The sequence below is a fragment of the Candidatus Blastococcus massiliensis AP3 genome, assembly GCF_000582785.1.
Lineage (GTDB): Bacteria > Actinomycetota > Actinomycetes > Mycobacteriales > Geodermatophilaceae > Blastococcus > Blastococcus massiliensis.
Window position 1 is genome coordinate 1,108,520 of record NZ_HG931173.1, and the last position, 23,386, is coordinate 1,131,905.

The following is a 23,386-nucleotide window of genomic DNA, read 5'->3' on the forward strand; positions in this document are numbered from 1 at the left end:
GGGTCCCGCCGCCCGTCCGCCGTCGGCCCGGCCGGCCGCGCGTCCCGTCGACGCCCGCAGCGCCGCGGCGCACGGCCGCTCCGCGGTGGACACCGAGCACGGTGGTGGTCGGGTCCGCGGAGCCGTCGCGGTCCTCGGGGTCTTCCTCGTCACGCTGGCCGGTGCCGGCATCGACTCGTTCGTGGGCATCGGCCTGGGCGTGATCACGCTGGGCGCGCTCCTGGGCTCGGCGACGATCGCCACGCTGGCCGTCCGCCGGCGCGATCTGCTCTCGGTCGTCGTGGCACCGCCGCTGGTCTTCATCGCCGTCGCGGCGCTGAACATCGGCCTGGCGCCCTCGGCGACCTTCAACGCCCCGACGGTCGCCACCCTGCTCATCCGCGGCTTCCCGACCATGGCCATGGCCACCGGCGTCGCCGTCGTCCTCGCGCTGGGCCGCCTCGTCGCCCGCCGCTGAGGCCTTCCGCACCGAACGCACCGCGCCCCGCTCCGGCACTGCCGGGACGGGGCGCGGGGCGTTTCGGGCGGACGTGAGGCCGCCGCAGGTCAGTCGGTGGCGGCGCGGGGCTTGCGGAGCTCGTGCGGGAGCGCGAACACCAGTCGCTCCTCCGCGGCCTTGACCGTCTCGACGTCGGCGAAACCGCGTGCGGCGAGCCAGTCCAGCACCTCGCTGACCAGGATCTCCGGCACCGAGGCACCGCTGGTCACGCCCACGGTGGCGACGCCGTCGAGCCAGGCCTCGTCGATCTCGGCGGCGTAGTCGACCAGGTAGGAGGCGCGGGAGCCGGCCTCCAGGGCCACCTCCACCAGGCGCACCGAGTTCGAGGAGTTGGTCGACCCCACGACGAGGACGAGGTCGCACTCGGCGGCCATCTGCTTCACCGCCTGCTGGCGGTTCTGCGTGGCGTAGCAGATGTCGTCGCTGGGCGGGGACTGCAGCCCGGGGAACCGGTTCTTCAGCTGGTCGACCGTCGCCAGCGTCTCGTCCACCGAGAGGGTGGTCTGCGACAGCCACACGACCTTCTCCGGGTCGCGCACCTGGACGTTCGCGACGTCCTCGGCGCCGTCGACGAGCTGGATGTGCGACGGCGCCTCACCGGCGGTGCCCTCGACCTCCTCGTGCCCGCGGTGGCCGATCAGCAGGATGTCGAAGTCGTCCCGCGCGAAGCGCTTGGCCTCCTGGTGCACCTTCGTCACGAGCGGGCAGGTCGCGTCGATGGTCTTCAGCTGCCGGTCGGCCGCCTCCTGGTGCACCGCCGGCGACACCCCGTGGGCGCTGAAGACGACGATCGAGCCCTCGGGCACCTCGTCGGTCTCCTCCACGAAGATCGCCCCGCGGCGCTCGAGCGTCGCCACCACGTGCTTGTTGTGGACGATCTGCTTGCGCACGTACACCGGGGCGCCGTGGATCTCCAGGGCGCGCTCGACCGCGATGACTGCCCGGTCCACGCCGGCGCAGTAGCCCCGGGGGTCGGCGAGCAGGACACGTCCGCGCTGATCTGCCATGCACCCAGCGTACGTGGGTGCGGGCGCGGGCCGGGCCCGGCGAACGTGGCCAGGAACACCATTCGAGCAGGTGCATCGACGCCGGCGGGGGTGTCGCACGCGGATTCCTGGGGCAAGGTGTGCCCATGGCCCGTGAGATCCCTGAGGTTGTCCGCGCCGCTGCCGGCCTGGCTGCGACCGTCGTCGACGAAGCCCGCAAGCTGCCCGAGACCATCCCCGGCCTGCCGGTGCGCCTGGTCGGCATGGCGATGCAGCACGCGATGAAGGTGCAGCAGCAGTACGCCGGGCTGGTCGCCCGCGGCGACGAGCTGTTCACCGGGATCCGCGGGGAGGCCGAGCCGGGTCTGGCCACCTTCGACGACGACGGCGACGCCGCACCCGTCACCGGCTTCCGCGGCTCCGCGTTCGACCGCGCCGACGTCGTCCCCGACGAGGTCCCCGACCGGGTGGGCGCACAGGAGACGGTCGACACCCTCGCCGAGGAGGCCCCGGCCACCGACGAGATCCTCGAGGAACTCGCCCTCGACGAGGCCATCGAGGCTGCCCCCACGCTGGAAGAGACCGCCCGGGTGGTCACCGGGGACGCCGACGCCCCCGCCATCGAGCTGCCGGTGGCCGGTGCGGCCGACCCCGAGGCCGACGCCACCCCCAGCACCGTCGACGTCCTGACCCCCGAGGGCGACGACGTGACCACCGTCGAGGCCACGGTCACCGACGAGGGCGTCGCCACGCCCGTCACGGGCGACGTGACCGAGGACGCCGGCGCCGGCCCCGCGATCGACGTGGCGCGAGGGGATGCGCCCATCGCCGCCGCCACGGGAGTGACCGCCGACGAGGAGCCGGCCATCGCCTCCGGTGCGGCCGTGGAGGGCGACAGCGACGCAGGCGAGTCGTCCGGCACGTCGGCGCCGGCCGAGGCCCCCGTCGACGGCTACGACAGCTTCTCCATCGCCCAGCTCCGCGGTCGCCTCCGCGGCTACGCGCTGGCCACCGTCGGCGACCTGGTCGCCTACGAGGAGGCCACCCGCGCCCGGGAGCCCTACCTCCGGATGCTGCGCAACCGGCTGGAGAAGCTCGAGGAGCAGGCGGTCGAGAGCAGCCCGCTCGCTCCCCGCGGCGCCTGAAGAAGGACCCCGTCCGCCCCACCCTTCGCAAGCTCAGGGCGGGCCCCAGGACGGGGCCGGCTGAGGTGTCACCAGCATCCGGCAGGCTGTCGGCATGACCGCGCCGTCGTCTCCCGAGGCTCCCTGGCCGGTCCGTACGGTCTCGCGCAAGATCGCCGACTGGATCGGTCGACTCGGCGAGGTCTGGGTCGAGGGGCAGGTCGCCCAGCTGTCCCGGCGGGGCAACGCGGCCACGGTCTTCCTGACCCTGCGTGACCCGGCCGCCGACCTCTCCGTGCCGGTCACCTGTCACCGGGAGGTCGCCGACCGCCCGGGCCTCGAGCTCACCGAGGGCGCGCGGGTGATCGTGCGGGCCAGGCCCGACTACTACGTCGCCCGCGGCTCCTTCTCCCTGCGCGCCACCGAGATCCGGGCCGTCGGTCTCGGGGAACTGCTCGCCCGCATCGAACGGATCCGCCGTCTCCTGGCGGCCGAGGGCCTGTTCGACGCCGCCCGCAAGCGCCCGCTCCCCTTCGCGCCTGCCGTCGTCGGCGTCATCACCGGCCGGGACAGCGCGGCCGAGCGCGACGTGCTTGTCACCGCCCGGCGGCGCTGGCCCGCCGTCCGCTTCGCCATGCACAACTGCGCCGTGCAGGGGCCGCAGGCCGCGGCCAACGTCATCGAGGGGCTGCATCGACTGGACGCCGACCCGTCCGTGGAGGTCATCGTCGTCGCCCGGGGCGGGGGCTCGGTCGAGGACCTGCTCCCCTTCTCCGACGAGGGCCTGGTGCGCGCCATCGCCGCCTGCCGCACCCCCGTGGTGACCGCGGTCGGCCACGAGACCGACACGACGCTCGTCGACCACGTCGCCGACGTGCGCGCCGCCACCCCCACCGACGCCGCGCACCGGATCGTGCCCGAGATCGGCGAGCAGCGGCGGCTGGTCGACGGCCTGCGCGCCCGCGCCCGGCACCTGCTGAGCGCCCGGCTCGAGCAGCAGGAACGCTGGCTGGAGTCGGTGCGCACCCGGCCGGTCCTCGCCTCCCCCGACCGGCTGCTGCACGGCCGGGCCGACGACGTCGCGCAGCTGCGCACCCGGGCCCGGCGCACCGTCGTGCACCGGGTGGAGGGCGCCGAGCGGGACCTCGAGCACGCGCGCGCACGGGTGGCCGCGCTCTCCCCCGCAGCCACCCTCGAGCGCGGCTACGCGGTGGTGCAGCGGGCCGACGGCGCCCTGGTCCGCGACCCGGCCGCGGTGGCCGACGGCGAGCGCCTGCGGGTCCGCGTGAGTGGGGGGCGTCTGCCCGTACGGGTCGACCGGGAGGATGGGGAACCGTGAGCGGACAGGAACGTGCGCATCGCAGCGAGGAACGAACGAGGAGCGGAGCGTTCCGCGGGAGCGAACTGGAGACGTTGTGAGCAGCGCCGAGGAGCCGACGACCACCTACGAGCAGGCCCGCGAGGAGCTCGCCGACGTCGTGCGGCGACTGGAGGCCGGCGGGCTCACCCTGGAGGAGTCGCTGGCCCTGTGGGAGCGCGGCGAGGAGCTGGCGAAGCTCTGCCAGCACTGGCTGGACCGCGCCCGTGAGCGCCTCGCCGCCGCCGCGCCCGCCGACGACGAGGACTGACCGCTCAGGCCGACCGCTGCCCCAGTGCGGGTGCGGCCAGCGGCCGCGGCCCGACCACCAGGCCTGCCTCGGCGAGGGCGCCGAGGACGCGACCGGCCCTGCGGCGCAGGTCCGACAGGTCGGGGACGCCGCCCGGCTCGACGAGGCAGCGGGCGACCAGGTCCAGCACCGCCGGGTGCCCCTCGGCCGGCCGCCTCACCGGCACCCGGGTGACCATCCCGCAGGGGCAGCTCCCGCCCGAGCTCGGCGCCAGGTGGTCACCGTGCGCGCAGACGTCGTCGTCGAGCATGTCGGCTCCTCGTCCGGCCGGCTGCCGCGGTGGTGCCGGGCGGGACCCCATCCTGGGGCGGCCGGCCCCGCGGCGGCACGCCGAAACCCCGCCCGTCGGAGGGTCGCCCGACACCCGTCACACGATCGCAAACAGCGGCCGGGTCAGTCGACCGGCCGGACCGCGCCCGCCACCGCCCGCAGCTCGTCGTCGGAGGCCGAGCCGCTCACGACGACGACGACGCCGTCGGCCTCCCGGCTGAGCACGGTCTCGCTGCGGCCGGTCGTCGAGCGGGTCCACTGCTGCCCCCCGACCTCGACCATGCCCTCCTCGAGGGCGCTCTCCAGCACGGCTCGTACCGGCTGCGCGCCGGGGTCGTCGCTCACGGCGAACCCGGCGAACTCTCCCGACGGCGTGAGATAGCCGATCTCCAGCGTCACCGGGCCACCGTCCGCGGCGGTGCCGGCGTCGGTGCGGGCGCTGGTCGGCCGGTAACCCTCCGGGAGGTCCGCCGGCGCCGGGACCGCGTAGTCCGCGCGCTCGGCGGCCAGGCGCACGGTGCTGGAGGGGTCGACCTCCCGCACCGGGTCCTGCCCGCTGGTGCGGAACGCCTGCCAGGCCACGAGCAGCAGGCAGATGACCACCAGGGGCAGCAGCGAGCGGATCATGTTGGCGGCGCTCAGCCGGTTCGCCCGTTCCACCGCGGACGACGCCGGGGGCGCCTCCGCCGTGGGCACCGCTGCGTCGTCGGGGTGCGCAGGACGCTGGCTCGTCGGGCCGATTCCGGTCATGCCCCTAGGATCGCAGGAGAGCTCTTCCCCGCCGCCGCCCGGCGCCGGCGCGGCCACCGACCGGGCCCGGATCTCCGGGAGCGGCCGGTCGCCGGGCCGTCCACCGCCGACGGCCCCGTCCTGCGTCCTGCCCCGAGCTCGCCGGGGGGAGGAGGACGGGGTCTGCTGATCCAGGAGGTCCCGTGTCGCTGCCCGTTCCCGAAGGACCCGCCATCACCCGCGACGGCACGGGGTTCTCCACCGACCGCCCCGCCCCCGACCGGAACCTCGCCCTCGAGCTGGTGCGCGTCACCGAGGCGGCCGCCATGGCCGCCGGCCGCTGGGTCGGGCGGGGTGACAAGAACGGCGGGGACGGCGCCGCGGTCGACGCGATGCGCGCCCTCATCGGCACGGTGAGCATGCGGGGCGTCGTCGTCATCGGCGAGGGCGAGAAGGACGAGGCCCCGATGCTCTACAACGGCGAGCAGGTGGGTGACGGCCAGGGTCCGGAGTGCGACGTCGCCGTCGACCCCATCGACGGCACCACGCTGATGGCCAAGGGCATGCCGAACGCGATCGCCGTCATGGCCGTGGCCGACCGCGGCGCGATGTACGACCCCTCGGCGGTCTTCTACATGGAGAAGCTGGCCACCGGCCCGGCCGCGGCCGACGTCGTCGACATCACCGTGCCGGTCGCGGAGAACATCCGGCGCGTGGCCAAGGCCAAGAAGAGCTCGGTCGGCGACGTCACCGTCTGCATCCTCGACCGGCCGCGCCACGCGCAGCTGGTCCAGGAGGTCCGCGAGGCCGGCGCGCGCATCAAGTTCATCACCGACGGCGACGTCGCCAGCGCGATCGCCGCGGCCCGCGAGGGCACCGGCGTGGACCTGATCCTCGGCATCGGTGGCACGCCCGAGGGGATCATCGCGGCCTGCGCGCTGAAGTGCATGGGCGGCTCGTTCCAGGGTCGCCTCTGGCCCAAGGACGACGAGGAGCGGCAGAAGGCTCTCGACGCCGGCCACGACCTCGACCGCGTGCTGCACATCGACGACCTGGTGCGCGGTGACGTCTTCTTCGTGGCCACCGGCATCACCGACGGCGAACTGCTGCGCGGGGTGCAGTATCGCTCGGGCGGCTGCACGACCCAGTCCCTGGTCATGCGCTCCAAGTCGGGCACGATCCGGTCGATCGAGAGCCTGCACTCGCTGGAGAAGCTGCGCGCCTACTCCGCCGTCCCCTTCGACCGGGAGGGCTGAGCCCGGTCAGCCCTGGCCGCCCCTGGCGAGCCGGTCCATGACCTGGCGCCAGCGGCTGGCCGACTCGCCGGGGGCGAGGCTGCGCAGCTTGAGGTCGCCGAACACGGTGCGCGCGTGGACGACGACGCGCGGGGTGCCGGCGAGCCGGGGCACGGCCGCCAGGTCGACCTTGCGGTCGCCGAAGACCGTGCGGCCCTGGATCTGGGCGTCCACGCCCTCGGCGACGACGACGTCGACGTCGCCGAAGACGGTGGTCAGGTACAGGTCGAGGCGGTCGACGTCGGTGCGCAGTCCGCGCAGGTCCATCCGCACGTCGCCGAAGACCGTGGAGACCCGCAGGGGAACGGTGGGACCGGCGAGCTTGATGTCGCCGAAGACGCTGGTCTGCACCTCGGGCGCCCGGGTGCCGACGATCTCCACCGGCGAGTCCGTGGGCAGGTCGGCCACGAGTGCGGCCAGTTCCGCGGTGGTGACGGCCGCATAGGCCGCGCCGGCGCGCTGTCCGAACTCGTCGAGGTCCAGACGACCCTCGCCCAGCGCCTTCTGCAGGCGCGCGACCAGCGCCTCGCGGTCGGCATCGGACGCGCGGACGGCCGGGTCTCGGGAGTCGTCGGACACGGCTCCCGACCGTAGCCGAGAGCCCCCCGGCGCGGTCCGGCCCGACCCGCGCTCAGCTGGAGGGCGGAAAGGCGTCGACGCAGTACTCCTCGTGGGCGAGGGAGTTCGACTGCCGGCCGGCGCAGGTGCCGCCGTAGAGCTCGTACGCCGCCCCCTCCGGCGAGAACTGGAACAGGTCGTCGCAGGCCTGCATGTCGCCGTCGTGGCAGTCCCAGGCGAAGCTGTCGAGTTCCGGGTCGTTGCCGAGCCCGTCGGGCTCCGAGGTCGCCTCGGGCAGCGAGGAGCCGCTGCCGGTCCCGCCGTCGTCGCTCCGGAGCCCGATGACCAGCGCCACCGCGAGTGCCGCGATGACCACCGCGGCCCCCACCGCGAGGGCGACGACGGTCCCCCGGCCGCTCCCCGGCGAGGGCCCCCCGCCACCCTGGCCCCACGGCGGGACCGGCACGCCGTACTGGCCGGGGTACGCCTGCTGCCCGTACACCTGCTGGCCGTACTGCCCGTACTGCCCGTACTGCGGCCCGCCCTGGTACGGCACGTATCCGGACGGGGGCGGACCCTCGTACGCCTGCCCCGGGAATCCCTGCCCCGGGAATCCCTGCCCCGGGTATCCCTGCCCCGGGTACGCGACCTGCGGCTGGTCACCGCCCGCGTCGGAACCACCCGGCGGCGGGTACGGCGGCTGCGACATCGGGGCTCCTCGGGACGGGTTCCAGTCTCCCGGATGCTAGATCCAGCGCCTCCCGGTCACTCCAGCTCTGTGCACGCGAACACGGTGTACGGCTTGACCCTGCCGCCGCAGGTGCTCGCGTACTCCTCGTAGTCAGACATCGGCGGCGACTCGTAGAGCAGGTCGTCGCAGGCCTGCAGTTCGCCTTCGAAGCACTGCTGCGCGTACTCGTCCAGCACCGGGTCGGGGCCCAGCGCCTCCGGCGGCACCGGCGGGAACTCGTCGACGTCCTCACCCGGCATGCCCGGCATGCCGGGCATGCCCTCGAACACGCCGCCGAACTCCTCCATCGTCCGCTCGAGCACCTCGTCGTTGCCCTCGATCACGCCGTCCCGGACGGCGGCCTGCAGCTCGTCGGCGATGTCCGAGCCGATCTCCGCCCCGTCGACGACGACGTTCGCGACGAAGAACGCCGCCCCGACGGCACCGACCAGGGTGCCGAGGAGCGCTGCCAGCCCGATCAGGAACAGCGTCGACCGGCCGGGCCGGGCCGTGGCGGCCGGCACGGGCTGACCGGGCGGGCCGGGCTGCGCGGACGGGGACGGGGACGGCTGCCACGTCGGCGTCCTGACCTCCCACCCGCCGTCCTGCGGCCACGCCGTCGTGGGCGGAGGGGACGAGGGGGGCGGCCACTGATCGCCGGAGCCGGCGGGGGACGGGTGCGGCGGCTGGGACATGGAGCCCTCCTCGGACACGGGGGACGGACCACGGCGGTCGCCCCGGTCCCCTTCTCGGCGGTTCCGCGACCCAACCACACCCACCGGGAACGACACCTCGAGCGGCCGGGATCTAGGGTCCGTGGCGAGCACCGATCCTCTCCACACATCCGGGAGCACAGCGTGGCCACCCAGCAGGACGGCACCGACTACCGCATCGAGCACGACTCCATGGGGGAGGTCCGCGTCCCCGCCTGGGCCAAGTGGCGGGCCCAGACCCAGCGCGCCGTCGAGAACTTCCCGATCTCCGGCACCCCGATCGAGCGCGAGCTCATCGGCGCCCTGGCCGCCATCAAGGGCGCGGCCGCGACCGTGAACGCCGACCTGGGCGTCCTCGACCGGTCGATCGCCGACGCCGTCACCGAGGCGGCGGCCCGGGTGGCGACCGGTGAGTTCGACGAGCACTTCCCGATCGACGTGTTCCAGACGGGCTCCGGGACGTCGAGCAACATGAACACCAACGAGGTCATCGCCACCCTGGCCACCGAGTCCCTCGGCTCGCCGGTGCACCCGAACGACCACGTGAACGCCTCGCAGTCGTCCAACGACGTCTTCCCGTCGGCGATCCACGTGGCCGCCACCAGCGCGATCGTGCGGGACCTGATCCCGGCGCTGCGCCACCTGGAGCTGTCCCTGGCGCGCAAGTCCGACGAGTTCGCCACCGTCGTGAAGAGCGGCCGCACCCACCTGATGGACGCCACCCCGGTGACCCTGGGCCAGGAGTTCGGCGGCTACGCCGCGGCGGTCCGCTACGGCGTGGAGCGGCTCCAGGCCTCCCTCCCCCGCATCGCCGAGCTGCCGCTCGGTGGCACCGCGGTGGGCACCGGCATCAACACCCCGCCGGGGTTCGCCGCCGCCATCATCGAGCGCCTGTCGGGCGAGCTCGACCTTCCCCTCACCGAGGCCCGCGACCACTTCGAGGCGCAGAGCTCCCGCGACGGGCTGGTCGAGGCCTCGGGTCAGCTGAAGACGATCGCCGTCGGCCTCATCAAGATCGTCAACGACCTGCGCTGGATGGGCTCGGGCCCGCGCACCGGCCTGGGAGAGATCCAGCTGCCCGACCTGCAGCCGGGGAGCTCGATCATGCCCGGCAAGGTGAACCCGGTGATCCCCGAGGCGGTCATCCAGGTGGGCGCCCAGGTCATCGGCAACGACGCCGCCGTCACCTACGCCGGCACCACCGGCGTCTTCGAGCTCAACGTGACGCTGCCGCTCATGGCGCGCAACGTGCTCGAGTCGATCCGCCTGCTGGCCAACGTCAGCCGGATCCTCGCCGACCGGTGCGTCGACGGGATCGTGGCCAACGTCGAGCAGTGCCGCGAGTACGCCGAGTCCTCGCCGTCGATCGTGACGCCGCTGAACAAGTACATCGGGTACGAGGAAGCCGCGATCGTGGCCAAGCAGTCGCTCAAGGAGCAGAAGACCATCCGCCAGGTGGTGCTCGAGCGCGGCTACGTCGAGCAGGGCAAGCTCACCGAGCAGCAGCTCGACGAGGCACTCGACGTCCTCTCCATGACCCACCCCTGAGGAAGGCCACGGGTCGAGCCGCACTTTCGGGCTCGGGGGGTTAGCGTCAGGGCGATGAGCGAGACAGATGTAGCCCTGCGCTACCCCGGTGGAGAACTGCCCCTTCCCGTCAAGCACGCGACGGAGGGCGCCGACGGCCTCGACACGAGCAAGCTGCTCGCGACGACCGGCCAGGTGGCGCTGGACATCGGCTTCGTGAACACGGCCGCGTGCACCTCGGCGATCACCTACATCGACGGCGACGCCGGGATCCTGCGCTACCGCGGCTACCCCATCGACCAGCTCGCCGGCAAGGCCAGCTTCGTCGAGGTCAGCTACCTGCTGATCTACGGCGAGCTGCCGAACGCTGACCAGCTGCAGGAGTTCGACCAGCGGCTCCGACGGCACACCCTGCTGCACGAGGACCTCAAGCAGTTCTTCAAGGGCTTCCCGCTCGACGCGCACCCGATGCCGGTGCTGTCGTCGGCGGTGAGCGCCCTGTCGACCTTCTACCAGGACTCGCTCGACCCGTTCGACGACGAGCAGGTCGAGATGTCCACGCTGCGCCTGCTGGCCAAGCTGCCGACCATCGCGGCCTACGCCTACAAGAAGTCCGTCGGCCAGCCGTTCCTCTACCCGGACAACTCCCTGGGTCTGGTCGAGAACTTCCTGCGCATGACCTTCGGCTTCCCGGCCGAGCCGTACGACGCCGACCCGGAGCTGGTGAAGGCGCTGGACATGCTCTTCGTTCTGCACGCCGACCACGAGCAGAACTGCTCGACGTCGACCGTCCGGCTGGTCGGCTCGTCGCACGCCAACCTCTTCGCCTCCGTCTCGGCGGGCATCAACGCGCTGTTCGGTCCGCTGCACGGCGGTGCCAACCAGTCGGTGCTCGAGATGCTCGAGGCGATCCAGGCCGACGGCGGCGACATCCCGCGGTTCGTCGAGCGGGTGAAGAACAAGGAGCCCGGCGTCAAGCTCATGGGCTTCGGCCACCGGGTCTACAAGAACTACGACCCCCGGGCGGCGATCGTGAAGTCCACCGCCGACACGGTGCTGGACAAGCTCGGCGGGAACAACGAGCTCCTCGACCTCGCCCGCCAGCTCGAGGACATCGCGCTGAAGGACGACTACTTCGTCGAGCGCAAGCTCTATCCGAACGTCGACTTCTACACCGGGCTGATCTACCGGGCCATGGGCTTCCCGACCCGCATGTTCACCGTGCTGTTCGCCCTCGGGCGGCTGCCCGGCTGGATCGCCCAGTGGCGCGAGATGATCGAGGACCCCAGCACGAAGATCGGCCGGCCCCGCCAGCTCTACATCGGCGAGACCGAGCGGAACTTCGTCCCCCTCGACCAGCGCTGACGAAGGACCTCTCCCCGGCCCGGTGAACGGCCCGGTCCGGGTGCGGAGCGCCGACCCCTACGGTGAGTGCGCCCCGCACCCGCGGAGGAGTCGCCCCCTTGGAGGTCCGCCCATGGCCGAGCCGCCCGGCGACGACGTCCTCGTCGTGCCGCCCATCCCCCTCGCGAGCGGCAACATGCTGGAGCCGGAGGGCGACGGACCGCCCGTGCGCATCACCACGGTCGAGGTCGTGATCTCCACCGAGGACGGCAGCGAGCTCCGCATCCCCCTCGTGCACCGGCACGGCGCCTGGTGGGCGCCGTAACCGCTCCTCCCCCGCGCTCATCCTTATGGGCGCCACCCGAGCTTCACTCTCACCCGCAAGGGTGAGATCCCCTCACCCCTCCCTCAGGCGCCCCTCCCGGCACGTCGATACGAGGTCCAGAGCCCGACTGCACCAGCAGCCGGGCCGGCCATCGACACGACGAGACCGCCGGGGGACGCCGCAGTGCCCGCACCACGCACGCCCGTCCGCCGCAGCGCCTCCTCCGGCCGCCCTGCGCCCCGACCGGTGCTCAGCGCTCGCGAGGCCCAGGCGCTCCGCGAGGCCATGGCACTCCGCGAGGCCACGGCCCTGCGCCGGCTCGCCGAGGCCCGGCCGGACCTCACCCCGGAACAGCTCGCCGCGGCACGCGCCGCGATGGCCACCAAGGCCGGGACGAAGCGCCCGGCAGCCAAGCGCCCCGCAGGCAAGGGCACCGCAGGCAAGCGTTCCGCGGCCAAGCGCCCCACCCGCACGCGTCCGGCCGCCCGTCGCGCGGCCCGGGCCGGGACCCCGGCGGAGCGCACCGGCTCCCGCTGGTCCAGCCGGCTGGGCGTCGTGGCGCTGAGCACCCTGCTCATCCCCGCCGTCGTCACCGTGGTGCTGCCCGGCGCCACCACGCCGTCGGGTGGACCGCTCGACGTGACCGCCCTGGCGCTGAGCGCGCGCAGCTCGCTGCTCGAGGCCGCCGACGGCTACCGGGTCCTCGAAGAGCAGGCCGCGCACCGCCGCAGCCAGCTGGAGGAGGCCCGCGCCGCCGAGCAGGCCGCTCAGGACCAGGTCGCGGCCGACCGGCGCGTCGTCGGCGCGGGCGCCGCCGCCCTGTACCGGGCCACGCCCACCGCCCGTCACCCCCTCCTGGCCCTCGACTCCGCGGATCCCTCGGGCACCGCCGACGTCCTGTTCCACCAGGCGGTCACCGAGCACGCCGACCGAGCCCTCGACGGTGCGGTCGTCCGGGCCGAGCGCACCAGCGCCGCCCTCGCCGCCGCGGCGGCGCAGGTCGCCGCCGCCGAGGCAGCCGTGCAGGCCGCCGACGCCGAGCTGGACTCGGCACTGTCCGCGATGCGGGACCAGGTCGACGAGCTGAGCCCCGAGGTCACCTCCCGGCTGGCCGCGCTGGGGGCCATCCCGGCCGCGGGTGAGCAGCAGGAGCGCAACGAGCGGGCGGTCGCCCGCTGGCAGGGCTACCTGGCACAGCTCGGCGGCGCGGGCATCGAGCTCCCCGCCGCGGCCAAGATCGCCGACCCCGCTGCCATGCCCAGCGGGCTCTCCCCCGCGCTGGACGCCGCCGGCCAAGCCGTCCCCGGCGTGGCGTGGGCCGTGATCGGCAGCAGCCCGGTGACCGTTCTCCCGTCGGAGACCGTCGCCGCGGTCAGCAACGCGCTCTCCCAGCTGGGCAAGCCCTTCGTCGCCGGCACCGCCGGACCGGAGACCTACGACTGCGGCGGCTTCACCGCGGCCTCGTGGCTGCTGGCGGGCTACGCCCTCCCCGCCACGCCGCAGGAGCAGTGGGCCGCCGGCGCCGCCGTGCCGCTCGACAGCCTGCAGATCGGGGACCTCGTCTTCTCCCCCGGCGGTCAGGACGTCGGCCTCTACCTGGGCGACGGCGACGTCCTCGGCGCGTCGGCCGGCACCTACCAGGTGGGCGTGCGATCCATCGCCGCCGGCTCCACCGCCGTCCGCGTGCCCGTGCAGGTGACCGGCGGGCCCAACGCCCCGATGCCCGGCACCGGCCCGACCGGCCCCTGCGGTGCCGAGCTGCCGACCCCCGGCGTGAACAGCCCGCGCTGGGGTGGGTGGGACAACGGCAAGATCCCCACCGAGGCGCTGTGCCAGCTCGGCGTGTACCGCCACGCGCTGCGGTGCGACGCCGCGGCGGGGTACCTCGCGATGGCCACCGCCTACCGGGCGGCGTTCGGAACCGACCTGTGCATCACCGACTCCTACCGGTCGCTGGGCGGCCAGCGGACGGCGTTCTTCCTGAAGCCGGCGCTCGCCGCCGTGCCCGGCACCTCCAACCACGGGTGGGCGCTGGCCGTCGACCTGTGCGGCGGCATCCACGTCGCCGGCTCCCCCCAGTGGACGTGGATGACCGCCAACGCCGGCCGGTTCGGGTTCGTCCAGCCCGCGTGGGCGGCTCCGGGGGGCGAGAAGCCGGAACCCTGGCACTGGGAGTTCGGCTACATCTCCTGAGGCAGGAGCCGGTCGGCTACAGCCAGGGCAGGTCGGCGACGCGGGACCACGGCAGGGTCACGCTCGCCTCGGGGGTCTCCCCCGCCAGCCGCGCGGCCACGCCGCGTCCCGCGCAGGCCACCGGCCGCTGCGGGGTGACGACCACGTGCACGTCGTCGGCGGGCAGTCCTGCCCCGGCGACTCGGGAGAGCATCCGCTCCGGCGCCACCAACGCCGCGGTGGCCAGCACCGGCACCGCGGGATGCGACCACAGCGCGACGGGGCCCTCGACGCGCAGCTCGAGGTCCACCTCCAGCGACCGGCCCGTCGCGGCCGAGCGCGTGCGCCGCATCCGATCGGCGGGACTGCCGGGCTTCGGGGTCCAGGGCAGCGCCAGGTCCCCACGGCGGACGACGACCCGCCAGCCGACGGCGGTATGCCGGGGGTCGCTCCAGTCCAGGACGGCGACGCCACCCGCGGCAGCAGCCACGTCGGTGACGGGACGTCGGTCGACCCAGGCGCCGAGCGCGGCCGCCATGGCGTCCTGCGACGGCGCCACGCCGGCCCGGGTCATGTCGTCCGCGAGGTCGGCCAGGTCGATCCGCAAGGTGCGCTCGTGCTCCTCCAGGACGACGACCGAACCGGCCGACGACCGCCGGACCAGGTCCACCCGCAGGTCGGGCCCGCCCAGCGACGGGAGCACCGCCTCGGCCACGTCGAGCAGGTCGGCGACGTCGATGCGCACCGGACGGAGGCGCTGCAGCAGTCCCGCGCCCGAGCTCCCGACACCGAACGGCGTCATGCCCCGTCCCCGCCCAGGCGGGCGCGGAGCCCGTCGGGCAGCGTGCCGACCGACAGGACGGCCGACACCTCCGCGGCGCTGAGCCGGACCGGCAGGACGTCGGCGTCCCAGCCGGTGGCCAGCCGCACCCGGGCTGCCGACGCCGGCCAGACCGCGTCGCGAGCAGCCGCGACGTGCAGCTCCGTCAGCACGTCCTCCAGGTGGATGACCGCGACGGGGTGCACGCCGGGATCACCGAGGGCGGCGCGGACCGCGGCGGCCAGCTGGCTGCGCTCGGCGGCCGCGAGCCAGTGCGGGACGAGGACCTCGGCGCCGGGCCCGCCCGCGGGCAGCGCGGTCACCGGTCACCGCCCGCACCGTGCGGTCGAGCTGCTGCTCCCCCTGCCATCGCGCCGGTTCGGCGGCGGAGCGGGGAGCGGGGGGTCACGAGGTGGATATCGGCAGCGCACGGACCGGATGGACCCGTCCACGGTCACGAATTGCCACGTCGTCGCCGCCTCGTCGTCGCCGCGGCGCCGGCCGGGGCCGTCGGACCGCCGTAACCCCGGCGCCGTCCGGCCGTTGCCATGGCGTAGCCGACAACCGAGGGGTCCCCATGCGCCGCGCCATCGGTCCCGCGCTGACCGCCGTCACGCTCGCCGCCGTCCTGACCGCACCGGGGGTCGTCCCCGCCGCCGCGACCGGCGAACCGTCCGCGGACCCGCGCGCGGTGATGTTCGTGGGCAACAACTGGGACGGGACGGCAACGGTCGTGGACGCGGACACCCACGAGGTGATCACCACCGTCGACACCGTGCCCGACCGGCGCCAGCGCATGGCCGAGATCCTGGCCCGCCCGGACAAGCTGGCCTTCTACCTGGCCATCCAGGCCGCGATCGGTGAGGGCAACGCGCAGTACACCGACGACATGTTCACCAGCCACGACGGCCGGATGCTGGCCGTGAGCCGGCCCAGTTTCGCCGACGTCGTCGGCCTCGACCTGGCCACGGGCGACATCGTCTGGCGCTTCCCGATGGAGGGCTACCGCTCCGACCACATGGGCGTCTCCCCGGACGGGACGCGGCTGCTGGTCAGCGACTCGACCGCCAACAAGGTGCACGAGCTCGACTTCGCGACCGGCGCCAAGACCGGCGAGTTCGCGAGCGGCGACAGCCCCCACGAGAACAACTACACCGCGGACGGCTCGCGGGTCTTCCACGCGAGCATCGGCCGCGTGTACACCCCGGTCGACCGGCCGGTGTTCCGGCAGGCGTTCGACACGGTGAAGGGCGAGCAGCACTTCCAGATCGTGCGGACCGAGGACCTGGCGATCGAGTCCCGCTGGGACATGGGCAAGGAGCTCGAGGAGGCCGGGTACCCGGGCATGGCGTCCGCCGTCCGGCCGATGGCGCTGGCGCCCGACGAGCGGTACGTCTACCTCCAGGTGTCGTTCTTCCACGGCTGGATCGAGTTCGACACCGAGGCGCCCGACGTCGACGGTTCGACCACCTACGACGGCGAGCCCGCGGTCGGCGCGGTGACCCGCGTCGTCGACCTGCCGAAGCGGACAACCGAGCCCCGGGAGCGGTACGTGCTCGACTCCGCGCACCACGGCCTGGCGATGAACCCGGAGGGGACCACGCTGTGCGCCGCCGGCACGATGGACGGGTACGCGGCGATCATCGACCGGGAGACCGAGCAGCACCGGCTGGTCGAGGTGGGTGACAAGCCCTACTGGTCGACGAACGGCGTCTTCAGGGACGAGTGCTGGGTCTCGGTGAGCGGCACCGACCAGGTCGTCGTCATCGACTACGACACCGGGCAGGAGGTCCGGCGCATCGACGTCGGTGACCACCCGCAGCGCGTCCGGGACGGCGTCGTCGCCGCCGACGTCCTCACCACCTGGCAGTAGCCCTCGCCGAGATCTGCACACTCGCCCCCATCAGGCGCCTGATGCGGACGAATGTGCAGAACTCGACGGGGCTGTGGACGGCGCTCACCGACGGCGACGCTCTGCACCAAGGTTGTTCGCGTGCCGAGCCGACGCGTTCCCTCCCGCATGGCCGGGCCGACGACGCGGGGTATGGCCCGGGCGGCCGGGATCAACGACAAGCAGTTGCGAGCGCGCGACGTCGTCCGGCTCTCGCGGGGCACCTACCTCCCGCGCGCCCTCGCCGGTGACCTCCGGGCGAGGGTGGCTGCGGTTCTGCTCACCGCGCCGCCAGGAGCCGTCGTCAGCCACCTGACGGCGGCCGCGCTGTGGCACCTCGCCGTCCCCCTGCGACCGCTCGAGGAGCCCGTCCACGTCACCGTCGGCACGGGATCGGCCATCCGTGGTCGCCAGGACCGGGTCGTCCACCGCAGCGTCCTCGCCGACGACGACGTCACCAGGTCGCACGGCATCCCGCTGACGACGCCCGCCCGGACGTGGCGCGACCTGGCGATGGTCCTGTTGCCCGCCGCGCTGCTCGCGGTCACCGACCAGCTGCTGTCGAGCGGGTCCACGATCCTCGAGCTGCAGACGGAGCTGGCCCGCCGTCCGACCGGGCGTGGGTCCGCGCGAGCGCGGGCGGTGCTACCGGTGGCCGACCCGCGCGCCGAATCGGCGATGGAGTCGGTGCTCCGGTGGTTGCTGCACGAAGCCGGGCTGCCGCGTCCGGTGCTGCAGCACGAGGTGCGGGGCGCGAGCGGGCGCTTCCTCGGCCGGGCCGACCTGGCCTGGCCCGACAGGCGGGTCCTGGTCGAGTTCGACGGCGACGTGCACCGGGAGCGCGATGTCTTCGTCAACGATCTCCGGCGCCAGAACCTGCTGATCGCGGAGGGGTGGACCGTCCTGCGGTTCACATCGGCGGACGTGCTCGGTCGGCCGGACGACGTCGTCGTCCAGATCCGCAGCGCCCTCCGGCGGTGAAATCTGCACACTCGCACCCATCAGTGGCCTGATGCGGACGAGTGTGCAGATCTCGCCCTGAGGTCAGTCGGCGAGTTCGGCGAGGCGGGCCTTGAGCGCCTTCTCCACCCGGTCGGCGTAGACGTTCATGTTGCGCACCGAGGTGCTGAGGTCCGCCGAGAGCTGCGTCTTGGTCTGCCCGCCCCACGTCGTGAGGTACCAGGTGGCCCAGCCGAGCACGTTGGGCTGACCGGCCCGCTGGTCGCGACGCGCGTTCGGGTCCGGGGCGCAGGCTGCGGTGAGGGCGTGGGAGAGCAGGGTCTGCTCCGCCTCGCCCATGATCTCGTCGGGCGCCTCGCCCGAGTCGGGCAGCAGGATCTCGGTCGCGTCCGGCCCGCCGTCGAGGGACTGCAGGTTGCGCAGCCCGTTCAGGGTGGCGACGGTCTGCGAGTTGCGCCGCAGGGTGGCCACGCTCTGCCCCATGTAGGCGGCGAGCTCCTTCTCGCTGGGCCGGCGCTGGTGCTCGGCGATGAAGGCCGCGATCGCCTTCTGCTGCTTGTGCTCGGTGTCGGCGGCGGTGCGCCCGTGGGCGTTGCGGCCCAGGTCGTGCACCCACTTGGACAGCTGCGTGGCGAGGAAGGCGCCGAAGGGGACGGACTTCGTCTCGTCGAACTGGCTGACCGCCTTGAGCACCCACTCGTACACCTGCTGGCCCAGGTCGTCCGGGTCGGGCAGGTGCAGCCGGATCGTGCTCATGTTGCGCTGCAGCCGCTTCAGGCTGACTGGGCCGTAGTGCCGGCACAGGTCGGCCAGGAAGTCCGGCGGGAGGTCCCTGGGCACCCGGCGGCGGACGTCGGTCTCCGCCCGGAGGCCGACCGTCTGGCAGCCGTGCCGGGCACACCACGCGCGCACCCAGTCGGCCAGCACCGACGCCGTGCCGCGTGCGCCGTCCACCCGGTAGAGCCCGTCACCGTGGTCGTAGCTGACCGTGACGCCGTCGGGCAGGTCGGCGCGGAACTCGTCGAGCGGCAGCTCCCGGTCGAGCCGGAAGTGCACGCGGTCGCGGGCGGTGATGGGGGCGAGCGCCCAGCCCTCGGCCTCGGGGATGCCCCCGAAGACGAGCGGCTGACGGACGCGGGACCTGGGATCGAGGGTGGGCGGGGCGGACGCGAGGATCTCGGACACCGGAACTCCTGGGCACTACGAGGAAGAACAGACCACGGGGAAGGAGGCCTGCGAAGACGCTCGGGAGGCGGCCGTCAGGCCGGGATGCGCTCGCCGGGGCCCGCGGTCCGCGGGCCGGGGACCGACGCAGCGGTGGCCGGCAGGGCCTCCACCACGTCGGCGGGTGCAGCACCGGCGGCGGCCCGCTCCAGCAGGACGGCCGCGGCGGCGCGCTCGGCCTGGCTCGGCTCGGCCACGTACACCGGCATGTGGTCGTACAGGGACGTGAAGACGGCGCTGACGAACGCGTAGGCGGCCTGGGCCTGCGGCGAGAACTTCGCGACGCCGGCACGGGGCCCCAGGTCGACGCCCACGGTCACCCGCACGACGCGATCGTCCTTGCTCAGCCCGGTGACGGCGAACGAGACGTCGTCGTGCTCGGTGGCGAGCGACGCGAGGGCGGACAGGCACTTGCGGGTCGCGCCACGGCGGGGCCGGAGCTGCACGTGGACCACCACGGACTCCTGCTCGACGCCGTGCTCGACGTCGGCCTGCGCGCTGACTGCGTTGTGTTGCATGTTGATCGCCCCCTGTCACTTGCTTGAGGGGAAATCTGCCCTATCCCCTCGGCAACCGAGGGGACAACACTCGCCGTGTCATACGCACTTCTGGCCCGACACTTCGGCAGATGTTGCCTGTGTCGTTGCCTCAAGGAGCCCGCCGACCGGACATCCGGGCAGGACCCGCCGAAAAGCCCCGCCCGGAGTCGTCGTTCTGCTCAGGCCTGACCCTCGCCGGCGACCGGCTCGGGGGCCGGCTCCGGCGCAGCCGCCGGTGCGAACGCCGCCAGGGCGCCGATGCTGTCGGCGGTCACCTGCGCCGCGAGCAGGTTGGCCTCGGCGATCTGCCGGTAGACCTCCTCGCGGTGGATCGTGACCTCGCGCGGGGCCTTGAAGCCCAGCCGGACCGTTCCTCCGCGCACCTCGACGACGTGGACCTCGATGTCGTCGCCGATGCGGATCGTCTCGCCGACGCTGCGGGTGAGTGTGAGCATCTGTACCCCTCCATGGGTGTGTGTGGCCGTCCGTGGCGTGCTGTGCGTTCGTATGGGGACTGTCGCCCGTCGGGTGTTCTTATCGGCGCACGGGCCGCCGGACGGGATGTGAGGCGTCGGACAGGAGCACCTGGCGCGCCCGCCCCGTGCCGGGGTGGACCACCAGGGGAGCCCGGAGGTTCGCCGTCGCCGCGCTCACGTCGCCGTCCGGCACGGTGAGGACGCAGTGCACGTGCGGGGCGATCGATCCGGCCAGGCCCAGTTCGACGCGGGCCGCCGCCGGCAGGACGGGCGCGTAGTCGGGGAACCACGCATCCGCGCGCGCCACCAGCAGCCGCGGACCGTCGGGGGCGACGGCCTGCAGCCAGGAGAGCACACCGGTGGTGTCCGCCGGCACGAGCACGTAGTCCCGGTGGGCGGGGAAGCCCGGCAGGGGCTCGGTCAGGGCCAGCACCCGGATGGCCGTCGCGGCACGGTCCTGCACCGGCGCGCACGCGGGGGCGTGCGTGCGCGCGGCCAGGACCGCCGGGGACGGCGTCATGCGGGCCACCCCGGGAGAGGAGGGGCCGCGGGGGCGGGGCGGCCGGCCATCAGCGGAGGTAGTCCAGGAGCGTGGGCGAGAGGGCCTTCGCCGTCGCCGCCAGCGCCGCCTCGTACCCGACCTGCTGCATCTGGACCTTCATGATGGTGTTGGGCAGGTCGATGTTCTCGACCTGGGCGAGCTGGGACTGCAGGGTGAGGGCCCGGTCGCTGTTGATCAGGTCGACCCGCTCGAGCCGGCTGGCCCGGGAGCCGACGTCGGCGACCGCGGTCCGCATCCCCTCGGTGAGTGCGTCGAGATCGCTCAGGTCGACGGTCAGCGCGTCGGCGTCGCTCGCGCGCAGGCTGGCGGCGATGCGGTCCACCACCGCGAACAGGTTCCCGGCCCCGTCGCCGAACGCCTCGGGCCCGGTGACGTCCACCCGCAGGACCTCGCTGTCGGAGATCCTGCGGTTGACCTCGGTGTCCGGGATCCCGACGAAGGTGCCGTTCGCGTCGTAGGCATCGGTTCCGGCGGTCACACCACCGAAGACGGGCCGACCCTGCACCTTCGTGTTGGCCAGGCCGAGCAGCCCCTCCCGCAACGAGGCCACCTCGATCGCCAGCGCCTCCTGGCTGGAGGCGGACGACGAGCCGGTGTTGAGTCCCTGCACCGTCAGGTCCCGGACGCGGCGGACCGTGTCCAGCATCTGGCGCAGGGTCGTGTCGGCCTGCTCCAGCCAGCCGGTGGCGTCGCTGATGTTGCGGGCCTGCTGCGCGTTCGACGCCAGCTCCGAGCGCGTCTGCATGGCCCGGTTGGCACCGGTCGGCGAGTCCGACGGCTTGTTGATGACCCGGCCCGAGGTGAGCTGGTTCTGCAGCTTCGCGAAGGCGTCGAGGTTGCGGTTGAGACCCTGCAGGCTGGTGAGGGTGACGGCTCGCTGAGTGATGCGCATCTAGGTCACAGCCCCACGCGGCCGGTGCGGTTGATCAGCACGTCCAGCATCTCGTCGATGGCCGTCACCAGTCGGCCGGCCGCGGCGAACGCGTGCTGGTAGGACAGCATGTTGGTCATCTCCTCGTCGATGTTGACGCCCGCGACCGATTCCCGCGCCGCGTCGACCTGCGTGGTGATCACGGCCTGGATGCCGACGTTGCGGTTGGCCACGGCCGCCTCGACACCGAGCGAGACGACGAGCTTCCGGTAGTTCGCGTCCGGACCGTTGGCCTGGTTGCGCAGCTGGGCGATCTGGTCGGCCTTGCTGACGTCGGTGTTGGGACCGCCGCCCAGGCCGGAGGCCGCGATGAGCTCGGGGTCGTCGAAGGCGAGCTGGATGTTCCGGGCGGTGATGACGCCGCCGTCGGCGGCCTCGAACACCGCCCCGCCCGGGTTGCCGGCCTTGTCGAAGCCGGTGACGTGCACGCCGTTCACCGCGTCCGCGATCCCCTTGGCCAGGGCGTTCAGTTCGCGCTGGTAGTCCGGGAAGGTGCTGTTGAGAGCGCCGAGCTGACCGGCGGCCGTCCCGTCGGCAGCGACGGTGTAGCCGCCGACTGCGGTGACCAGGCGCACCGGGTCTCCGCCTGTGCCGGTGGGCGAGAAGGTGCCGGCGACGGCGAGCGTGCTGGCCGCGGCTCCGCTGACCAGGGTGATGCCCCCGACGGCGACGTCGACCATGCCGTACTTGCCCTGCCGCACCGTCGCGCCGACCTGGTCGGCCAGCTTCATGACGAGTGCGTCGCGCTGGTCGGAGAGGTCGTTCGCGGGCATGCCCATGGCGGAGGCCCGCTGGATCGCGTCGTTCAGCTTGGCGATGGTCCCGGCCGCTGCGTTGACGTCCTTGACCAGGACGGCGAGGTTCTCCCGGGTCTGGTTCCACTGGGCGTCCAGGGAGCTGGAGGCGAACTTGAGACCACCCACGAGGGTGTCCATCTGCTCGAGCACCTGGGCGCGGGCCGCGTTGCGGTCCGGCGAGTTCGCCACGTCCTCCCAGCCGTCCCACATGTCCGTGAGCAGGGCCTGGATGCCGTCCGTGCCCGGCTCGCGGAAGGCGGTCTCCACCTGCTCGAGGGCGGCGGCGGCGGTGGCCATCCGGGCGTGGTTGGCGTGCTCGGTGTGTCCGCGACCCTCGAGGAAGACGTCCCGGATGCGGGTGACGTTGTCGACGCGGACGCCGCCCCCGATGCCGTCGCTGGTGGAGTAGAAGGCGGGCACCGCACTTCCGCCGATGGCCTGCATGTCGGCCCGCTGCCGGCTGTACCCGTCAGTGTTGACGTTGGCGATGTTCTGGCCGGCCACGTCGAGCGCCCGCCGCTGGGCCCACAGCGCCGTCGTCGCCGAGTTCAGCCCGGAGAAGGTGCCGCTCACAGCGCGCCGTCCAGGGTGACGGCGCGGGCGGTTCCGCCGTCGTGGCGCCCGGTGGCGCCGTAGGTGCCGGCCGAGGTGCGGGTCTTGAGGAGGACGTCGCCGATGGCGGCCAGGCCGCCCTCGATGAGCTCGCGGTTGGCGTCGGACAGGCTCCGCAGGTCGGTCACCAGGACCAGCAGTGCCTCGTGGTGCTTGGCGAACAGGTCGTTCCAGGGCGCCGGCGCGACGTCCGCGACCTGGCGCAGCGACGGGTTGGCACCGAGCCCCAGACCGGCCGCGATCGCCTCCGTGGCGGCGGACCGCTCGACCTCCAGGGTGCGCAGCTGGTCGAGGACCACCTCGATCTCGTGCGCGATGCGTGCCAGCCAGCGGGTCTTGCCCGTGAGGATCAGGTACTGCTTCTCCTCGGCCTTGAACAGCAGGAGGTCCAGGAGCTCCTGCTCCCGCCACAGCAACGTCGACAGGTGCTGGTAGTCCACGGTGTCCACCGCCTCTCCGTCGTCTCGCTCCGCCGCCGGCCGGGGTTCGCCCGGTGGGCCTCGGAGTCCTCGCGCAGCAGGTCGGACCTGCTCTGGCGCACTTCTTCGTCGACCTGCCATCGGCACCCGCCGGAGGGGCATCAAGCCGAAGCGGCGAGTCGGTCCTCAAGTTCCCGAGGAAATGTGCCGAGTGCG

Annotated in this window: 26 protein-coding genes; 11 read left to right on the top strand and 15 right to left on the bottom strand. The window is 73.4% G+C overall.

Translation table 11 applies throughout. The annotated features are described in order from the left end of the window. On the top strand, positions 1-457 hold a 457-nt coding region (locus BN344_RS05470), incomplete at its 5' end, for a DUF6542 domain-containing protein (RefSeq protein ID WP_197022235.1). A gap of 89 nt (positions 458-546) precedes the next feature. Here the strand turns inward: BN344_RS05470 and BN344_RS05475 are convergent. Next, the gene (locus BN344_RS05475; RefSeq protein WP_040337280.1) at positions 547-1,506 is read right to left on the bottom strand and encodes a 4-hydroxy-3-methylbut-2-enyl diphosphate reductase; all 960 of its coding nucleotides are present in this window, start codon (positions 1,504-1,506) and stop codon (positions 547-549) included. A 125-nt stretch (positions 1,507-1,631) separates the two neighbouring features. Here BN344_RS05475 and BN344_RS18915 point away from each other — a divergent pair, with 125 nt between their 5' ends. The 3 genes from BN344_RS18915 to BN344_RS05490 all read left to right on the top strand — a co-directional run bounded on the left by BN344_RS18915 (position 1,632) and on the right by BN344_RS05490 (position 4,237). Then, positions 1,632-2,630: a lipid droplet-associated protein gene (locus tag BN344_RS18915; RefSeq protein ID WP_051515571.1), complete on the top strand. Its 999-nt coding sequence runs from the start codon at positions 1,632-1,634 to the stop codon at positions 2,628-2,630. 94 nt (positions 2,631-2,724) lie between these two features. Then, complete coding sequence (gene xseA, locus BN344_RS05485; protein ID WP_040337281.1) at positions 2,725-3,948, top strand: exodeoxyribonuclease VII large subunit; 1,224 nt, start codon at positions 2,725-2,727, stop codon at positions 3,946-3,948. A 76-nt stretch (positions 3,949-4,024) separates the two neighbouring features. Next, positions 4,025-4,237 carry an exodeoxyribonuclease VII small subunit gene (locus tag BN344_RS05490; RefSeq protein WP_040337282.1) on the top strand — a complete coding sequence of 71 codons (213 nt, stop codon included), beginning with the start codon at positions 4,025-4,027 and terminating at the stop codon, positions 4,235-4,237. A gap of 4 nt (positions 4,238-4,241) precedes the next feature. Here BN344_RS05490 and BN344_RS05495 read toward each other — a convergent pair whose 3' ends face one another. Both BN344_RS05495 and BN344_RS05500 read right to left on the bottom strand, forming a co-directional pair. Then, on the bottom strand, positions 4,242-4,526 hold the full coding sequence (locus tag BN344_RS05495; protein WP_040337283.1) for a hypothetical protein: 285 nt from the start codon (positions 4,524-4,526) through the stop codon (positions 4,242-4,244). A 143-nt stretch (positions 4,527-4,669) separates the two neighbouring features. Beyond that, positions 4,670-5,296 (bottom strand): DUF4245 domain-containing protein, encoded by a 627-nt coding sequence (locus tag BN344_RS05500; RefSeq protein ID WP_040337284.1) that lies wholly within the window; start codon positions 5,294-5,296, stop codon positions 4,670-4,672. Positions 5,297-5,478: 182 nt separating this feature from the next. On the opposite strand from BN344_RS05500, the gene glpX reads away from it, so the two are divergent. Beyond that, positions 5,479-6,531 carry a class II fructose-bisphosphatase gene (glpX, locus tag BN344_RS05505; RefSeq protein WP_040337285.1) on the top strand — a complete coding sequence of 351 codons (1,053 nt, stop codon included), beginning with the start codon at positions 5,479-5,481 and terminating at the stop codon, positions 6,529-6,531. A 6-nt stretch (positions 6,532-6,537) separates the two neighbouring features. Here glpX and BN344_RS05510 read toward each other — a convergent pair whose 3' ends face one another. The 3 genes from BN344_RS05510 to BN344_RS05520 are packed head-to-tail and all read right to left on the bottom strand — an operon-like array spanning position 6,538 to position 8,382. Beyond that, the gene (locus BN344_RS05510) at positions 6,538-7,149 is read right to left on the bottom strand and encodes a DUF1707 SHOCT-like domain-containing protein (protein ID WP_051515572.1); all 612 of its coding nucleotides are present in this window, start codon (positions 7,147-7,149) and stop codon (positions 6,538-6,540) included. A gap of 52 nt (positions 7,150-7,201) precedes the next feature. Further along, positions 7,202-7,837, bottom strand: a complete 636-nt coding sequence (locus BN344_RS18920) for a hypothetical protein (RefSeq protein ID WP_051515573.1) — start codon at positions 7,835-7,837, stop codon at positions 7,202-7,204. Positions 7,838-7,893: 56 nt separating this feature from the next. Further along, entirely contained in the window at positions 7,894-8,382 is a 489-nt protein-coding gene (locus tag BN344_RS05520; RefSeq protein WP_040337286.1) for a hypothetical protein, read from the bottom strand. 333 nt (positions 8,383-8,715) lie between these two features. Here BN344_RS05520 and BN344_RS05525 point away from each other — a divergent pair, with 333 nt between their 5' ends. The 4 genes from BN344_RS05525 (at position 8,716) to BN344_RS05540 (ending at position 13,960) form a co-directional block, all read left to right on the top strand. After that, positions 8,716-10,119: a class II fumarate hydratase gene (locus BN344_RS05525; RefSeq protein ID WP_040337287.1), complete on the top strand. Its 1,404-nt coding sequence runs from the start codon at positions 8,716-8,718 to the stop codon at positions 10,117-10,119. Positions 10,120-10,173: 54 nt separating this feature from the next. After that, positions 10,174-11,463 (top strand): citrate synthase, encoded by a 1,290-nt coding sequence (locus tag BN344_RS05530; RefSeq protein WP_040337288.1) that lies wholly within the window; start codon positions 10,174-10,176, stop codon positions 11,461-11,463. A gap of 112 nt (positions 11,464-11,575) precedes the next feature. Continuing rightward, on the top strand, positions 11,576-11,767 hold the full coding sequence (locus BN344_RS05535; protein ID WP_040337289.1) for a hypothetical protein: 192 nt from the start codon (positions 11,576-11,578) through the stop codon (positions 11,765-11,767). A gap of 246 nt (positions 11,768-12,013) precedes the next feature. Beyond that, positions 12,014-13,960 (top strand): NlpC/P60 family protein, encoded by a 1,947-nt coding sequence (locus BN344_RS05540; RefSeq protein ID WP_231486511.1) that lies wholly within the window; start codon positions 12,014-12,016, stop codon positions 13,958-13,960. Positions 13,961-13,976: 16 nt separating this feature from the next. Here the strand turns inward: BN344_RS05540 and BN344_RS05545 are convergent, their stop codons facing one another. Continuing rightward, positions 13,977-14,741 (bottom strand): hypothetical protein, encoded by a 765-nt coding sequence (locus BN344_RS05545; protein WP_040337290.1) that lies wholly within the window; start codon positions 14,739-14,741, stop codon positions 13,977-13,979. After that, positions 14,738-15,082, bottom strand: coding sequence for a hypothetical protein (locus BN344_RS05550; protein WP_040337291.1), 345 nt, complete (start codon positions 15,080-15,082; stop codon positions 14,738-14,740). Before BN344_RS05550 ends, BN344_RS05545 begins: the two co-directional genes overlap by 4 nt. A gap of 254 nt (positions 15,083-15,336) precedes the next feature. On the opposite strand from BN344_RS05550, the gene BN344_RS05555 reads away from it, so the two are divergent. Next, on the top strand, positions 15,337-16,632 hold the full coding sequence (locus BN344_RS05555) for a YncE family protein (protein ID WP_040337292.1): 1,296 nt from the start codon (positions 15,337-15,339) through the stop codon (positions 16,630-16,632). Positions 16,633-16,752: 120 nt separating this feature from the next. Next, complete coding sequence (locus tag BN344_RS05560) at positions 16,753-17,631, top strand: DUF559 domain-containing protein (RefSeq protein WP_166518190.1); 879 nt, start codon at positions 16,753-16,755, stop codon at positions 17,629-17,631. Between the two features lie 63 nt (positions 17,632-17,694). Here BN344_RS05560 and BN344_RS05565 read toward each other — a convergent pair whose 3' ends face one another. The 7 genes from BN344_RS05565 to BN344_RS05595 form a co-directional block, all read right to left on the bottom strand. Then, positions 17,695-18,795 carry a sigma-70 family RNA polymerase sigma factor gene (locus tag BN344_RS05565; protein ID WP_040337294.1) on the bottom strand — a complete coding sequence of 367 codons (1,101 nt, stop codon included), beginning with the start codon at positions 18,793-18,795 and terminating at the stop codon, positions 17,695-17,697. Positions 18,796-18,869: 74 nt separating this feature from the next. Beyond that, complete coding sequence (locus tag BN344_RS05570) at positions 18,870-19,352, bottom strand: hypothetical protein (RefSeq protein ID WP_040337295.1); 483 nt, start codon at positions 19,350-19,352, stop codon at positions 18,870-18,872. A gap of 200 nt (positions 19,353-19,552) precedes the next feature. Next, positions 19,553-19,828 carry a carbon storage regulator CsrA gene (csrA, locus tag BN344_RS21255; RefSeq protein ID WP_051515575.1) on the bottom strand — a complete coding sequence of 92 codons (276 nt, stop codon included), beginning with the start codon at positions 19,826-19,828 and terminating at the stop codon, positions 19,553-19,555. Between the two features lie 79 nt (positions 19,829-19,907). Further along, positions 19,908-20,369, bottom strand: a complete 462-nt coding sequence (gene fliW, locus BN344_RS05580; protein ID WP_040337296.1) for a flagellar assembly protein FliW — start codon at positions 20,367-20,369, stop codon at positions 19,908-19,910. A gap of 49 nt (positions 20,370-20,418) precedes the next feature. After that, positions 20,419-21,303: a flagellar hook-associated protein FlgL gene (flgL, locus tag BN344_RS05585; protein ID WP_040337297.1), complete on the bottom strand. Its 885-nt coding sequence runs from the start codon at positions 21,301-21,303 to the stop codon at positions 20,419-20,421. A 5-nt stretch (positions 21,304-21,308) separates the two neighbouring features. After that, positions 21,309-22,712, bottom strand: coding sequence for a flagellar hook-associated protein FlgK (flgK, locus tag BN344_RS05590; protein ID WP_040337298.1), 1,404 nt, complete (start codon positions 22,710-22,712; stop codon positions 21,309-21,311). Beyond that, entirely contained in the window at positions 22,709-23,200 is a 492-nt protein-coding gene (locus tag BN344_RS05595; RefSeq protein WP_231486512.1) for a flagellar protein FlgN, read from the bottom strand. The genes flgK and BN344_RS05595 overlap by 4 nt, the downstream gene beginning before the upstream one ends. Positions 23,201-23,386 lie beyond the last annotated feature (186 nt).